This window comes from Ideonella alba (assembly GCF_018069875.1).
Taxonomy (GTDB): Bacteria; Pseudomonadota; Gammaproteobacteria; order Burkholderiales; family Burkholderiaceae_C; genus Ideonella; species Ideonella alba.
This window is the reverse complement of record NZ_JAGQDF010000004.1, coordinates 83124-97690: the sequence shown is the minus strand read 5'-3', so window position 1 is coordinate 97690 and position 14567 is coordinate 83124. Positions and strand designations below refer to the sequence as shown.

Genomic DNA, 14567 nt, shown 5'->3' with positions numbered 1-14567 from the left:
CGCCAGGGCCCCAGGACCCTGGCCATCACCAGGAGGGAGCATCGATGCAGTTCGAGGATGGGGGTGACACCACCCTGGCCGAGCCGGCGGCCGAAGCCGACACCACCGAGATGCGCCGCTGGCTGGTCGAGCTGGCTGCTTTGGTGGCAGCCGGCGGCCCGCAGCCGGCCCAGTACCCGCTGGCCCGCGCCTGGCTGGACGAGGTGGGCCACGCGATCATCAACGGCCGCCTGGGCGGCGCGGCGCTGGCGCGGCTGCGCCAGGCGGCCGGCGCGGCCATGCAGGCTGGCACGATGCAGGGGCGCGCCTGGCTCAAGCCGCTGGGCTACGCGGGCGACTTCCGCATCATCGACGACATCTACTGCCACGCCACCAGCCCCGATCCCGCGCTGGCGGCCTGGGACCGCTTCTTCCACGAGCAGCCCGCGGTCAAGGCGGTGCGCAACCGCAAGGCCTACTTCAAGCAGCTGGTGCGCGCGGTGCAGGCGCGGGTGGGCGGGCCGATCCGGGTGCTGGACGTGGCCTGCGGCCCCTGCCGCGACGTGGCCGAACTGCTCGAGGAAGACCCCGCGCTGCCGGTGCATCTGACCTGCCTCGACGCCGACGAGCGGGCCCTGGCCCATGCGCGCACGCTGTGCGACCGCTGGCCGGAGCGCACCCGCTTCATCCACGGCAACGCGTTGCGCCTGCGGCTGCGCGAGCGCTTCGACCTGGTCTGGAGCGCCGGCCTGCTGGACTACTTCGACGACCGCGGCTTCGTCCGCCTGGTCAGCCGGCTGCTGGCGCACGCCAGCGAGGGCGGCGGCGAGGTGGTGGTGGGCAACTTCGGCGATGCCAATCCCTCACGCCCCTACCAGGTGTGGACGGACTGGCACCTGGCGCACCGCAGCGCCGAGCAACTGCACACGCTGGGTCGGGCCTGCAGCGTGGCCGACGAGGCGATCACGGTGGAGCGTGAGCCGGAAGGCGTGAACCTGTTCCTGCGCCTGCGCTGCTGACGCCGGCCGCCGGGCCCGTCAGAGCAGGTAGCGCGCCAGCGACTCGGCCACGCAGGCCGGCTTGGGCGCGCCTTCGCGCTCTACCGTGACCTCGTTGCGCAACTGCCAGCCGCCGTCGATCGGCTCGCAGGCCACCAGGGTGAACACCGCGCGCAGCCGGCTGCCCACCGGCACCGGCGACGGAAAGCGCACCTTGTTCAGGCCGTAGTTCAGGCCCATGCGCACGCCGTCCACGCGGAAGGCCTGCTCGCTCATCACCGAGATCAGCGACAGCGTCAGAAAGCCGTGCGCGATCGTCGTGCCGAACGGGCCGGCGGCGGCGCGCGCCGGGTCCATGTGGATCCACTGCAGGTCGCCGGTGGCGTGGGCGAAGGCGTCGATGCGGGCCTGGTCGATCAGCATCCAGTCGCTGGTGCCCAGCACCTGGCCCACGAGGTTCGGCAGGTCGGCGGCGGCGTGGACGGTCAGGCTCATCGGACGGGCTCCAGTGGGGGTCGAGGCGCCGACGATAGCGTTGCCGCCCCGCCACGGCTGTCGCCTGGGTTACCCGACTGTCATTGTTGGTGATGCGAACAATTCTCATTCGATGGGCGCACAATCGGGCGCATGAACCTGGCCGATCTGCCCGACGGCGCCCATGCCACCGTGACTGCCCTGGCGGAGCGCTCCGCTGACCTGGATGAGCACCAGCTGCGCCGCCTGGGCGAGCTGGGCTTCCTGCCGGGCGAGCCGGTGCAGGCGCTGCGTCGCGGGCCGGGTGGCCGTGAGCCGATTGCGGTGTGCATCGGCGACACGCTGATCGCGCTGCGCCAGGTCGAGGCCCGCTGCGTGCAGGTGCGCCTGCCCGAGGGCGCGTGAACGCCGCGCTGCTGTCGCGCGCGCACGCCGGGCCGCCGCGCTCGGTGGCACTGGTGGGCAACCCGAACTGCGGCAAGACGGCGCTGTTCAACCGCCTGACCGGCGCGCGCCAGAAGGTGGCCAACTACAGCGGCGTCACGGTGGAGCGCAAGGTGGGCATTGCCCGGCTGCCCGACGGCAGCACGGTGCAGGTGGTCGACCTGCCAGGCACCTACAGCCTGCACCCGGTGTCGGCCGACGAGGAGGTCACGCTCGAGGTGATCGAGGGCCGGCGCGCCGGCGAGGAGGCGCCCGACCTGATCGTCGCCGTGGTCGACGCCACCAACCTGCGCATGAACCTGCGCCTGGTGCTGGAGCTGCGCCGCCTTGGCCGGCCGATGCTGGTGGCGCTGAACATGATGGACACCGCGCGCCAGCAGGGCCTGCGCCTGGACCGCGAGCGCCTGGCCGAGGAACTGGGCTGCCCGGTGGTCGAGACCGTGGCCGTTGCCAGCCACGGCCACGAGGCGCTGCTGGCCGAACTGGCGCGCGACCTGCCGCCGGTGCACCAGCATGTCGACGGTCACCACGTCGACACCCCCGACGCGCGCGCGCTGCAGTCCGAGGTGCGCCGCCTGCTGGCCCTGGTGGCCAGCGGCGCCGCGCCGGCCACGCGCTTCCATCCGCGCCTGGACGCCTGGCTGATGCACCCGGTCTGGGGCCTGCTGATCCTGGCGGCGCTGCTGTTCGTGATGTTCCAGGCGGTGTTCACCTGGGCCGAGGCGCCCAAGGGCCTGATCGAGGACGGCGTGGCGGCGCTGGCTGGCCTGGTCGAGGCCGGCATGGACCCGGGGCCGCTGAAGAGCCTGCTGATCGACGGCGTGCTGGCCGGCGCCGGCGGCGTGCTGGTCTTCCTGCCGCAGATCCTGATCCTGTTTGCCTTCATCCTGGCTCTGGAGGACTCGGGCTACCTGCCGCGGGCGGCCTTTCTGCTGGACACGTTGATGGGCAAGGTGGGCCTGTCGGGCCGGGCTTTCATCCCGATGCTCTCCAGCTTCGCCTGCGCGGTGCCCGGCATCATGGCCACGCGCAGCATCACCCACTGGCGCGACCGCCTGGCCACCATCATGCTGGCGCCGCTGATGACCTGCTCGGCGCGGCTGCCGGTCTACACCCTGCTGATCGGCGCCTTCGTGCCTGAGCGCGGTGTCGGCCCGGGGGGCTTTCTGGACCTGCGCGGCCTGGTGATGTTCGGCCTGTACGTGGCGGGCGTGGCTTCGGCGGCGGCGGTGGGCTGGGCGCTCAAGCGCACCTGGCTGAAAAGCCGCTACCAGCCGCTGATGCTGGAGCTGCCGCCCTACCGCTGGCCCAGCCCGCGCACGCTGGCGATCGGGCTGTGGGAGCGCGCGCGCATCTTCCTGCTGCGCGTGGGCACGATCATCTTCGCGCTGACCGTGGTGCTGTGGTTCCTGGCCACCTGGCCGGCGCCGCCCGAGGGCGCCAGCGCCGCGCCCATCACCTACAGCCTGGCCGGCCAGATCGGGCGGGCGCTGGAGTGGGTGTTCGCGCCGATCGGCTTCAACTGGCAGATCTGCATCGCGCTGATCCCGGGCCTGGCGGCGCGCGAGGTGGTGGTGGGCGCGCTGGGCACGGTCTACGCGCTGTCGGCCAATGGCGACGCGGTGGCCGACGCGCTGACCCCGCTGCTGGCCGCACAGTGGTCGCCGGCCACCGCCTATGCGCTGATTGCCTGGTTCATCTTCGCTCCGCAGTGCCTGTCCACGCTGGCCACGGTGCGCCGTGAGACCAACCATTGGCGCTACCCGCTGATCATGGCCGGCTACCAGTTCGCGCTGGGCTATGCGGCCGCCTTTGTCACGTACCGGGTCGCGCTGGCCTGGGGAGGCTGAACACCATGCAAACGCTGATCGTCTGGGCCATCGTGGTTGTCTGCGTGGTCTATGCCAGCTGGTCGCTGATGCCCGCCGCCTGGCGCCGCGCGCTGGCGCGGCGCCTGTTGGGCTGGCCCGGCCTGGGCCGCTGGCGCGCCGTGCAGCGCGCGGCCGGCGGTGGCGGCGCGGGCTGCAGCGGCTGTGGCGACTGCGGCGAGGCGCCGATCCAGGTGGTGCGCCGACCCCGCTGAGCGTGCGGCCCCGGCCGGGCGGCTACCATCGCCGCCATGGCCAACCGTCTCACCCAGATCGCCACCCGCACCGGCGACGACGGCACCACCGGGCTCGGCGACGGGCAACGGGTGCCAAAAACCCACGTGCGCATCGCCGCGATGGGCGATGTCGATGAACTCAACTCCCAGCTCGGCGTGCTGCTCGCCGAGCCGCTGCCGGCCGACGTACGCGAGCTGCTGGTGGTGATCCAGCACGAGCTGTTCAACCTGGGCGGCGAGCTGTCGATCCCCGGCTTCACGCTGCTCAAGGACGACGCCGTGCTGCGCCTGGACGAGGCGCTGGCGCACTACAACGCCACGCTGCCGCGTCTGGCCGAGTTCATCCTGCCGGCCGGCACGCGCAGCGCCGCACTGGCCCATGTGGGCCGCACCATTGCCCGCCGCGCCGAGCGCGCGGTGGTGGCGCTGGCCGCCGCCGAGCCGGTCAACGAAGCGCCGCGCCAGTACCTGAACCGGCTGTCGGACCTGCTGTTCGTGCTGGCCCGGGTGCTCAACCGCGCCAACCTCGACGGCCTGGGCGGCGACGACGTCTACTGGCGCAGCGAGCGCCTGCAGCGCGAGGGCGACCTCAGCTGACCTTCATCGTCTGCAGGTTGATCGTCACCGCCGGGCGCTGCAACTGACCCAGCACCGCGCGGGCAAAGGCCAGGCGCAGCGCCTCGTCGGCAAAGCCGGCGGGGCCGATCTCCTGCGCCAGCACCAGCAGCTTGTCGGCGGTCAGCAGCTTGCCGCTGGGGCGCAGCGGCTCGCACTCGCGGCGGGTGAATTCCTCGTCCAGCCAGCGGCGCGCATCCAGGGCGTCGGGCAACTGGGCCGCGTCGACGGCGATCTCCACCGTGGTCTGGTCGTCGAACTGGATCAGCAGGTCGTGGCGCATGGTCACTCTTTCGGGGAGGCGGAAGGGGGGCTGTGGCTGAGTTCTCGGTGGAGCCAGGACTTGGCCAGCGTCCAGTCGCGCTTGACGGTGGCGGGGGAGACCGCCAGCACCTCCGCAATCTCGTCGATCTCCAGGCCACCGAAGAAGCGCAATTCCACCACTTTGGCAGCGCGCGGGTCGACCGTCTCGAAGGCCAGCAAGGCATCGTTGACCGCGATCAAGTCCCGGTCAGGTGGCAGGGCCAGCGACTCCAGGCCCGAGACGGTCAGGCTGGTCAGTTCGGCATCGCGCTTGTTGGCGCGCCGGGCCTGCTCGTGGTTGATCAGGATGCGCCGCATCATCGTGGAGCTGACCGCCAGGAAGTGCGCCCGGTTGCGCCACTGGGTGCGGGTCTGCTCGGCCATGCGGAACCAGGCCTCATGCGTCAGCGCGGTGGCGCTGAGGGTGTGGCCGGCGGCTTCCTTGCGCATGTGGTTGCGCGCCATGCGCCGCAGGTCCTCGTAGAGGCTTTCGAACAGGCGCTGGCCGGCCTCGGGATCGGGACCCGCGAACTGGCTGAGCCACTGCGTCAGGGAAGGGTCGGGCGCCGACATGGTGTCGAACACGGCATCTTGGGGGGCGACACCCGAGTCTAGCCTGCGTGTGAGCCGCCGCGCAGGCCCGCGCGGCGTATGTGATCAAGTGCACAGTGCCGATCGGCGGCGTCTGGCACCTCACCTGGAACCCACGATGCACACGATGACCCGACCCCTGACGCTGGCCCTCACGATGGCGGCCCTGTCTGGCCTGTCCGCCTGTGGCGGCGGTGACACCACCGCAGCTGCCGATGGTGTGGCGGCCGACTGCGACACCAAGGCCTATGTGGCCGGTGCCGTGGTGGCGCCCACGCTGGATGATCTCAAGGCCTATGCCGGCACCTTCAACGGCGATGAGGGGTCCTATGACGGCGGCGGCACCTTCACCAAGTCCGGCACGGCCAAGCTCGTGATCGGCGTGGATGGCGCCATCACCTACAAGGACGCCAAGCAGACCGTGACCTCGATCTGCATGGACAAGACGGCCGGCCCGGTGGGCAAGCTGGTGTACTTCATCGTCGGCAAGGGCCACCTGGACGTGGCCGACAAGCCGGCCATGGGTCTGGGCCAGGCCTGGGGCGTGTCGCCTGTCGATGGCACCACCATCTTCACCAATGGCCTGAAGTGATGGCGGCGGGCCGCGCGCGCCGGCCCTGCGTACACTGGCGCCGACGGCCGTTGGCGGCGGAAGGATGAGCGTGCACACGGGCGAACACTGGCAACAGGTCAAGGCGCTGTTCGAGTCGGCGCTGGAGCATCCGCAGGCGGCGCGCGAGGCCTTCGTGCGCGCCAGCGGTGCGGATGCGGCGGTGCAGGACGAGGTGCTGAGCCTGCTGGCGCACGAGCGCGCACTGAGCGAGGCGACGACCGACGACTTCCTGGCCCCGACCGAGCCGGCCGCGCCCCCACTGCTGCTGTCCCCCGGCGAGCGCCTGGGCGCCTGGGAGATCGTCGGCCCGCTGGGGGCGGGCGGCATGGCCGAGGTGATGCTGGCGCGCCGCGCCGACGGCGCCTGGGACGGCGAGGCGGCGGTCAAGGTGCTCAAGCGCGGCATGGACTCGGCCGCGGTGCTGGCGCGCTTCGCGCTGGAGCAGCGCGCGCTGGCGCGGCTGAACCACCCGCACATCGCCCACCTGCTGGACGCCGGGCGCAGCGCCAGCGGGCTGCCCTACTTCGTGATGGAGCTGGTGCGCGGCCGCCCGATCGACCAGGCCTGCGAGGGCCTGGCGCTGGAGGCGCGGCTGGGCCTGTTCCTGCAGCTGGCCGACGCGGTGGCCTTCGCCCACCGGCAGCTGCTGGTGCACCGCGACCTCAAGCCCAGCAACGTGCTGGTCACCGAGGACGGCCAGGTCAAGCTGCTGGACTTCGGCATCGCCAAGGCGCTGGACCCGGCCGAGGGCGAGCACACTGGCGCTGGCCCGCGGCCCTACACGCCCAACTACGCCAGCCCCGAGCAGGTGCGCGGCGAGCCGGTGGGCACGCTGACCGACATCTACAGCCTGGGCGTGCTGCTGTACGTGATGCTCACCGGGCTGCGGCCCTACGGCCGGAACGCGACGACGCCACAGGAAGCCGCCCGCAGTGTGCTGGAGGAAGAGCCCACGCGGCCCAGCGCGCTGAGCCCCGGGCTGGTGAGTGATCCGCAGTGGATGGCCACGCGCAAGCGCCTGAAGGGCGACCTGGACAACATCCTGCTCAAGGCCCTGTACAAGGCCCCGGCGGCGCGCTACCCCAGCGTGGACGCGTTCGCGGCGGATGTGCGGGCCCACCTGGCGGGGCTGCCGGTCAGTGCCCGTGCGCCCAGCGCCGGCTACCTGCTCAGCCGCTTCGTGCTGCGCCACCGGGCGGCCAGTGCGGCGGCGGCGCTGGCGGCGGTGTCCCTGGTGGTGGGCGCCGGTGTGGCCGGCTGGCAGGCCCATGTCGCCGGCCAGCGGCTGGAGCAGTTGCGCGGCCTGAGCCGCGACGTGGTGCTGCGCTATGCCGATGCCGTCACCTATCTGCCCGGCGGCCTGGTGGTCAAGGAGAACCTGCTCAAGGGCCTGCTGGGCCAGCTCAGCGAGGTCGAACAGGAGGCCGGCGACGATGCCGAATGGCTGGCCCTGCTGGCCGGCGTCTACGCCCGCCTGGCCCAGGTGGGTGGCGACGACGGCGGCGTGTCGCTCAGCAAGATGGGCGAGGCGCGCCAGCATGCCGAGCACGCGATCACGCTGGCCCGGCAGGTGCTGCCGGCGCGGCCCGACGACGCCGCGCTGAGCCTGTCGCTGTCGCAGGCGCTGCAGATCCGGGCCCGCGCGCAGCGCGCCGACGGCCAGCCCGAGCAGGGCCTGAAGACGCTGGAGGAGGCGATGGCGCTGATCGACCAGCGGCTGCAGCGCCTGCCAGCGGCCGAGCAGCGCGACCTGCAGGTGCAGCGCGCCTCGCTGCAGATCGTCGAGGCGCAGTTCTTCGACCAGCAGACCGTGGCCAGCCTGAACCGCCCCGAGGACGCGCTGGCGCTGTACGGCCAGGCCGAGCAGGCCCTGCGCCGCCTGGAGCGCGACGGCGACGCCAGCCTGGCGCCGCTGCTGGGCACGCTGCTCGGGGCGCGGGCGATCACCCATGCGCGGCTGGGCCGGCTCGACGCCTCGCGCGGTGACGCCGAAGCCGCCTGGCAGCAGCGCCTGCGCGCGGTGCAGGCCGAGCCCTTCCACACCGGCCGGCGTGACGAGCTGGTCACCGAGGCCACCAATGCCGCGGTGATCCTGATGCGTGCCGACCAGCCCGCGCGTGCCGTGCTGGCCAGCCAGGCGGCCTGGGACACGGTGCAGCGCCTGGCCGCCGAGAACGGCCCGCAGAGCAAATGGGCCGAGAACCTGCCGCGCGTGGCCCAGCACCATGGGCGGGCACTGGCGCTGGTCGGCCGCTCGGCCGACGCGCTGCCGGTACTCGACAGCGCGCTGGCCTACTGGCAGCGCCAGCGCGAGGCCAAGCCCGGGCCACACCCTGAGCGCCTGTGGGCCTGGCTGGGCATCTACCGTGCGGTCGCGCTGCTGGGGCTGCAACGGCGCGACGAGGCCCTGACGCAGCTGCGCCAGAGCCAGGCGATCCTGGAGCCGCTGTCGCGCGAGTCCAAGGCCGGTGATGCGCTGCTCAACCTGGCCGAGTCTGCGCTGGTGATGGCCGCGGCCGAGCCCGCCGCCGCCCCCGCCTGGCGCCAGCGCGCGCTGCAGCATTACCAGGCGGCCGACGCGCTGCGGGCGCTCAACGGCGAGCACCTGCGCCGCCGCGATGCGCTGGCGCGCGGCGAGCCGATCGGCCTGTAGCCTGCCATGGCCGCCGGCGACACCCACTGGCCACAGGTCAAGGCGCTGTTCGAGGCAGCGCTGGAGCATCCGCAGGCGGCGCGCGAGGCCTTCGTGCGCGCCAGCGGGGCCGACGCGGCGGTGCAGGACGAGGTGCTGAGCCTGCTGGCGCACGAGCGCGCACTGAGCGAGGCGACGACCGACGACTTCCTGGCCCCGACCGAGCCGGCCGCGCCCCCACTGCTGCTGTCCCCCGGCGAGCGCCTGGGCGCCTGGGAGATCGTCGGCCCGCTGGGGGCGGGCGGCATGGCCGAGGTGATGCTGGCGCGCCGCGCCGACGGCGCCTGGGACGGCGAGGCGGCGGTCAAGGTGCTCAAGCGCGGCATGGACTCGGCCGCGGTGCTGGCGCGCTTCGCGCTGGAGCAGCGCGCGCTGGCGCGGCTGAACCACCCGCACATCGCCCACCTGCTGGACGCCGGGCGCAGCGCCAGCGGGCTGCCCTACTTCGTGATGGAGCTGGTGCGCGGCCGCCCGATCGACCAGGCCTGCGAGGGCCTGGCGCTGGAGGCGCGGCTGGGCCTGTTCCTGCAGCTGGCCGACGCGGTGGCCTTCGCCCACCGGCAGCTGCTGGTGCACCGCGACCTCAAGCCCAGCAACGTGCTGGTCACCGAGGACGGCCAGGTCAAGCTGCTGGACTTCGGCATCGCCAAGGCGCTGGACCCGGCCGAGGGCGAGCACACTGGCGCTGGCCCGCGGCCCTACACGCCCAACTACGCCAGCCCCGAGCAGGTGCGCGGCGAGCCGGTGGGCACGCTGACCGACATCTACAGCCTGGGCGTGCTGCTGTACGTGATGCTCACCGGGCTGCGGCCCTACGGCCGGAACGCGACGACGCCACAGGAAGCCGCCCGCAGTGTGCTGGAGGAAGAGCCCACGCGGCCCAGCGCGCTGAGCCCCGGGCTGGTGAGTGATCCGCAGTGGATGGCCACGCGCAAGCGCCTGAAGGGCGACCTGGACAACATCCTGCTCAAGGCCCTGGACAAGGCCCCGGCGGCGCGCTACCCCAGCGTGGATGCGTTCGCGGCGGATGTGCGGGCGCACCTGGCGGGGCTGCCGGTCAGTGCCCGCGCGCCCAGCGCCGGCTACCTGCTCAGCCGCTTTGTGCTGCGCCACCGGGCGGCCAGTGCGGCGGCGGCGCTGGCCGTGTCCTCGCTGATGGTGGGGGTGGGCGTGGCCACCTGGCAGGCCCACGAGGCCGACCGCCAGCGCGCCCGCGCCGAGGCCCGCTTTGCCCAGGTGCGCCAGCTGGCCAACCAGATGGTCTTCAAGTACCACGACCAGATCGCCCACCTGCCCGGGGCCACCGCGGTGCGCGATGCGCTGCTGCAGGACGCCGCCGGCTACCTGGACGCGCTGGCGCACGACGTGGCCGATGACGCCGGGCTGGCCCGCGAGCTGGCCGAGGCCTGGTTCCGCCTGGCGGTGCTGCAGGGCGAATCCTTCTCGCCCGGCCAGGAGCGGCCCGACGATGCGCTGCGCAGCGCCGAGAAGGCGCTGGCGCTGCTGCCGCTGTACCTGCCGCAGGCCGATGTGCCGGCGCTGGACAAGGCGGTCGACCTGCGGCTGCTGCACAGCGACCTGCTGCTGCGCCAGGGTCGGTTGATCCCGGCGAACGAGGCGCTGGCCGAGGCCAGTCGCCTGGTCGAGCGCATCGTGGCCCAGAAGCCCGATGACCTGCAGACCCTGTCGCGCCAGGCCACGGTGCTGGGCCGGCGCGCGGTGCTCACCGGCGGCAGCGTGGCCGCGTCCAACCTGGGACGCACGGAGGAGGCGCTGCAGCTGTGGCAGCAGGCACTGGCGATTTTCGAGCGCATGCGCGCCCGCGAGCCGGGTGAAGTCGAGTGGGTGCACCAGACCGCCTGGGCCCACCACGGCCTGGGCAGCGTGGGTGTGCTGCGCGGTGACAACGCGCTGGCCCTGGCCCACACCGCGCAGGCGGTGGCGCTGCGTGACGAGGCCGCTCGGCGCGCGCCGCAGAGTTCGCACTTCCGCCACCAGACCGCGATGGCCCGGGTGGTGCGCGGCGCGGCGCTGAACCAGGCCGGCCGCAACACCGAGGGCCGCGCCCGGCTGGACGAGGCCGAGGCGACGATGCGCGCACTGTCCGCCGAGGACCCGGGCAACGAGGTGTTGCAACGCGACCGCGTGTTGCTGGGTCTGCTGCAGGGGCGGTTGCTGATCGATGCCGGCCAGCCCGCCGAGGCGCGTCAGCGCATCGACGCCGCCGCCGAAGCCCTGTCGCGTCGCGCCCAGGGCGGCCACGATTTCTACGTCCAGCGCTGGTGGGCCGACGCGCTGCTCTGGTCAGCCCGGCTGCGCCTGTCGCAGGACCCGGCCGAGGCCGCACACCGTGCCGCCCAGGTCGCGGCGATCATGCAGGGCGACGACGCCACCAGCAACGCCGCCCGGGGCTGGCAGCTGGCCCAGGCACTCAGCACCGAGGGCCAGGCGCTGGCCGCGCTGGGCCGCCGTGACGACGCACGCGAACGCGGCCGTCAGGCCCTGCGCCTGTGGACCGCGCTGCACCCCGATGGCCAGATCCCCGGCGCCTTGCAGCGCTGGTTTCGCGAGGCCCAGGCGCTCAGCGCCGCCGCGCCTTGATGGCGCATGCCGGGCTTGCCGCGATGGCCATTCAAGCCCGATGGACCACCGCTGGGAGGCCGGTGGCCGTCAACGACCGGTCAAGCGGCTCCACAGCGCAGACAGCGATGCCTGCCAACCCGCATCGTCCGGCGCGGCCAGCGTCGACCGAGCGCTGATGCGCACATCGGCTGCCTGAGCGACCGACGACAACAGGCTGGCACCGAGTGCGACAGCACACGCGAACGACTTCAGACACGACATGGCAACTCTCCCTTGAACCTGTTGTGGATGCGAGATCCTAGTTCAGGGGGTGAGGTGGCGCGTCATGGTTTGCGCGAACTTCAGCGCCGCCGCGCCTTGACCGCGTCGCTCAGCACCTGCAGCGCATCGATCGAGTCATCCCAGCCCAGACAGGCGTCGGTGATGCTCTGGCCGTAGGTCAGCTTGGCCGGGTCGTCCTTGCCGGGGCTGAACTTCTGCGCGCCGGCTTCCAGGTGGCTCTCGATCATCACGCCGAAGACCTGGCGGCTGCCGCCGGCGACTTGGGTGCCAATGTCGCGCGCCACGTCCAGCTGGCGCTGGTGCTGCTTGCTGGAGTTGGCGTGGCTGCAGTCCACCATCAGCGTGGCGGGCAGCTTGGCGGCCTCGAGCTCCTTGCAGGCGGCGGCCACGCTGGCGGCGTCGTAGTTGGGCGCCTTGCCGCCGCGCAGGATGACGTGGCAGTCCTTGTTGCCGCGCGTCTCGACAATTGCGACCTGGCCGTTCTTGTGCACCGACAGGAAGTGGTGCGGCTTGCCGGCGGCCTGGATGGCGTCGGTGGCGATGCGGATGTTGCCGTCGGTGCCGTTCTTGAAGCCCACCGGGGCCGAGAGGCCGCTGGCCAGTTCGCGGTGCACCTGGCTCTCGGTGGTGCGCGCGCCGATCGCGCCCCAGCTGATCAGGTCACCGATGTACTGCGGGCTGATCACGTCCAGGAACTCGCTGCCCGCGGGCACGCCCTGGCGGTTGATCTCGACCAGCAGCTGGCGGGCGATGCGCAGGCCCTCGTCGATGCGGTAGCTCTCGTCCAGGTAGGGGTCGTTGATCAGGCCCTTCCAGCCCACGGTGGTGCGCGGCTTCTCGAAGTACACGCGCATCACGATCTCCAGCGTGTCCTTGAACTTCTCGCGCTGGGCCTTCAGGCGGCGGGCGTACTCCACCGCGGCGGCCGGGTCGTGGATCGAGCAGGGGCCGATGATGACCAGCAGCCGGTCGTCCTTGCCGGTGATGATGCGGCGGATGGTCTCGCGGGTGGCCTTCACCATCTGTTCGACCGGCGTGCCGGCGATGGGGAAGAAGCGGATCAGGTGTTCAGGCGGCGGCAATGGGGTCACCTCCTCGATGCGCTGGTCGTCGGTCTGGCTGGTGCGTTCTCCGGGCGGATAGCCCGACCAGTGCTCGTGGGTGGCTTTGGCGTTCATCGAGGTCTTCTCCTGGGTGGGTGCTGGGGGCCGACCGGCGAAAAAAAACCGCCGGGGGTTCCGGCGGTTTTCTGGGGGTGTTCGCTTGGTCTCAGTTGCGCGCGATTGCCTCTCCAGCCGCCGATCGGGGCGAGAACCAAAAGTACGCAAAAAAGTAGGCCGATGCGCAATGCATGACCCAAGTCTAGCATCATCTGCAGTCCGGGACAGGCCCTAGACTGTCGCCCGATCCGACACCCGCATGGGTGGAAAGGCCCCGATGAGCAGTGACCCCGCCCCGCCACCGGCCGGGCTGATCAACCGACGGCGCTGGCTGCACCTGGCCGGCTGGAGCGGTCTGGCCACGGCCTGCGGCGGTGGTGGCGGATCGGGCACGCCCTCGCCCCCGCCGCCACCGCCCATCAGCGGCAATGTGCTGATGATCGCGGTGGACGACCTGAACGACTGGGTCGGCTTCCTGGGCGGCCACCCCCAGGTGCGCACGCCTGCGCTGGATGCGCTGGCGGCCCGCTCCACCGTGTTCCGGCGGGCCTACTGCACCGCACCGGTGTGCTCGCCAGCGCGCGCTGGCGTGCTGTCGGGCCTGCTGCCGCGCCGCACGGGGGTGGTCGACAACACGGCCACCTTCAGCAGCGTCAACCCCGGCAAGCAGACGGTCGACCAGCAGTTCGCCAGCGCCGGCTACACCGTCGAGCGCTTCGGCAAGATCGACCACATCTGGTCGGTGGTGCCCACGCCCCTGCCCAGCCCGATGCCCTACACCAACAAGCAGTGCCCGGCGCCGGTGGGCGAGAACGGCTTCGACTGGGGACCGGCGCGCGGCGAGGACAACAACCAGCCCGACTACCAGTATGCGCAGGCCGGCATCGATTTCCTGAACCAGCACAGCGCCGACCAGCCCTTCTTCCTGTCGGTGGGCTTCACCCGCACCCACACCGGCTGGTATGTGCCGCAGCGCTACTTCGACCTCTACCCGCTGAGCAGCATCCAGCTGCCCTACGCCCCGCCGGACGACCTGGACGATCTGGGCCCGGAAGGCCGCGCCACCGCGCTGCGCTTTGACATGCACAACTGCATCGTGCGCCAGGGCCTGTGGGCCTCGGCGGTGCGCGGCTACCTGGCCAGCATCAGCTGGGTCGATGCGCAGATCGGCCGACTGCTGGCCGCGCTGGCGGCCAGCCCGCACGCCGACACCACCACGGTGGTCTTCTGGAGCGACCACGGCTTCATGCTGGGCGAGAAGTTCCACTGGCACAAGATGGCGTTGTGGGAGCACGCGACCCGGGTGCCCTTCCTGATCCGCCGGCCTGGCCAGACGACGGGGGCGGTGGTCAACGCCCCGGTCAGCCTGGCCGACCTGGCGCCCACCCTGCTGGGCCTGCATGGCCTGACGCCGGCCTATTCGATGGACGGCCAGAGCCTGCAGCCGCTGCTGAGCAACCCGGCTCAGGCCTGGGATCGCCCGGTGCTGATCACCCGCCGCCAGGCCGATGCGCTGCAGAGCACCGGCCTGGACTATGCGATCCGCACCGCGCAATGGCGCTACATCCGCTATGCCAACGGCGAGCAGGAGCTCTACGACGTGGTCGCCGACCCCGGCGAGCTGCGCAACCTGGCGGCCTCGCCGGCGCATGCGGCGGTGATCGCCCAGCTGGATGCGCAGATGCCGCCGACGGCCTGGCCCTGAGGTCGGAGCGAAGGGGCGGCGGCG

Annotated in this window: 14 protein-coding genes; 9 read left to right on the top strand and 5 right to left on the bottom strand. The window is 72.1% G+C overall.

Annotated features, from left to right (window positions below):
• Window positions 1-44: 44 nt before the first annotated feature.
• Entirely contained in the window at window positions 45-998 is a 954-nt protein-coding gene (locus KAK07_RS07855; protein ID WP_210860064.1) for a class I SAM-dependent methyltransferase, read from the top strand.
• An 18-nt stretch (window positions 999-1016) separates the two neighbouring features.
• Here KAK07_RS07855 and KAK07_RS07850 read toward each other — a convergent pair whose 3' ends face one another.
• Window positions 1017-1472: a MaoC family dehydratase gene (locus KAK07_RS07850; protein WP_210860062.1), complete on the bottom strand. Its 456-nt coding sequence runs from the start codon at window positions 1470-1472 to the stop codon at window positions 1017-1019.
• Between the two features lie 132 nt (window positions 1473-1604).
• Between KAK07_RS07850 and KAK07_RS07845 the strand changes: the two genes are divergently transcribed.
• The 4 genes from KAK07_RS07845 to KAK07_RS07830 are packed head-to-tail and all read left to right on the top strand — an operon-like array spanning window position 1605 to window position 4596.
• Window positions 1605-1856 (top strand): FeoA family protein, encoded by a 252-nt coding sequence (locus KAK07_RS07845; protein ID WP_210860053.1) that lies wholly within the window; start codon window positions 1605-1607, stop codon window positions 1854-1856.
• Complete coding sequence (gene feoB, locus KAK07_RS07840; protein ID WP_310740711.1) at window positions 1853-3745, top strand: ferrous iron transporter B; 1893 nt, start codon at window positions 1853-1855, stop codon at window positions 3743-3745. Before KAK07_RS07845 ends, feoB begins: the two co-directional genes overlap by 4 nt.
• Before the next feature lie 5 nt (window positions 3746-3750).
• On the top strand, window positions 3751-3978 hold the full coding sequence (locus tag KAK07_RS07835) for a DUF6587 family protein (RefSeq protein ID WP_210860051.1): 228 nt from the start codon (window positions 3751-3753) through the stop codon (window positions 3976-3978).
• Window positions 3979-4014: 36 nt separating this feature from the next.
• Entirely contained in the window at window positions 4015-4596 is a 582-nt protein-coding gene (locus tag KAK07_RS07830) for a cob(I)yrinic acid a,c-diamide adenosyltransferase (protein WP_210860049.1), read from the top strand.
• Here KAK07_RS07830 and KAK07_RS07825 read toward each other — a convergent pair.
• Together KAK07_RS07825 and KAK07_RS07820 are read right to left on the bottom strand one after the other, a co-directional pair.
• Window positions 4589-4897, bottom strand: coding sequence for a hypothetical protein (locus KAK07_RS07825; RefSeq protein WP_210860047.1), 309 nt, complete (start codon window positions 4895-4897; stop codon window positions 4589-4591). The genes KAK07_RS07830 and KAK07_RS07825 overlap by 8 nt on opposite strands.
• Window positions 4898-4899: 2 nt before the next feature.
• On the bottom strand, window positions 4900-5502 hold the full coding sequence (locus KAK07_RS07820; protein WP_210860045.1) for a sigma-70 family RNA polymerase sigma factor: 603 nt from the start codon (window positions 5500-5502) through the stop codon (window positions 4900-4902).
• 133 nt (window positions 5503-5635) lie between these two features.
• On the opposite strand from KAK07_RS07820, the gene KAK07_RS07815 reads away from it, so the two are divergent.
• The 3 genes from KAK07_RS07815 (at window position 5636) to KAK07_RS07805 (ending at window position 11414) form a co-directional block, all read left to right on the top strand.
• Window positions 5636-6100 (top strand): hypothetical protein, encoded by a 465-nt coding sequence (locus tag KAK07_RS07815; RefSeq protein WP_210860043.1) that lies wholly within the window; start codon window positions 5636-5638, stop codon window positions 6098-6100.
• Window positions 6101-6164: 64 nt separating this feature from the next.
• The gene (locus KAK07_RS07810; RefSeq protein ID WP_210860042.1) at window positions 6165-8774 is read left to right on the top strand and encodes a serine/threonine-protein kinase; all 2610 of its coding nucleotides are present in this window, start codon (window positions 6165-6167) and stop codon (window positions 8772-8774) included.
• 6 nt (window positions 8775-8780) lie between these two features.
• A complete protein-coding gene (locus tag KAK07_RS07805) occupies window positions 8781-11414 on the top strand; it encodes a serine/threonine-protein kinase (protein WP_210860041.1) in 2634 nt (877 codons plus the stop codon).
• Between the two features lie 69 nt (window positions 11415-11483).
• Here the strand turns inward: KAK07_RS07805 and KAK07_RS07800 are convergent, their stop codons facing one another.
• A complete protein-coding gene (locus KAK07_RS07800; RefSeq protein ID WP_210860040.1) occupies window positions 11484-11657 on the bottom strand; it encodes a hypothetical protein in 174 nt (57 codons plus the stop codon).
• 80 nt (window positions 11658-11737) lie between these two features.
• Window positions 11738-12856 (bottom strand): 3-deoxy-7-phosphoheptulonate synthase, encoded by a 1119-nt coding sequence (locus KAK07_RS07795; protein WP_210860039.1) that lies wholly within the window; start codon window positions 12854-12856, stop codon window positions 11738-11740.
• Window positions 12857-13115: 259 nt separating this feature from the next.
• On the opposite strand from KAK07_RS07795, the gene KAK07_RS07790 reads away from it, so the two are divergent.
• Window positions 13116-14543 carry a sulfatase gene (locus KAK07_RS07790; protein ID WP_210860037.1) on the top strand — a complete coding sequence of 476 codons (1428 nt, stop codon included), beginning with the start codon at window positions 13116-13118 and terminating at the stop codon, window positions 14541-14543.
• Window positions 14544-14567 lie beyond the last annotated feature (24 nt).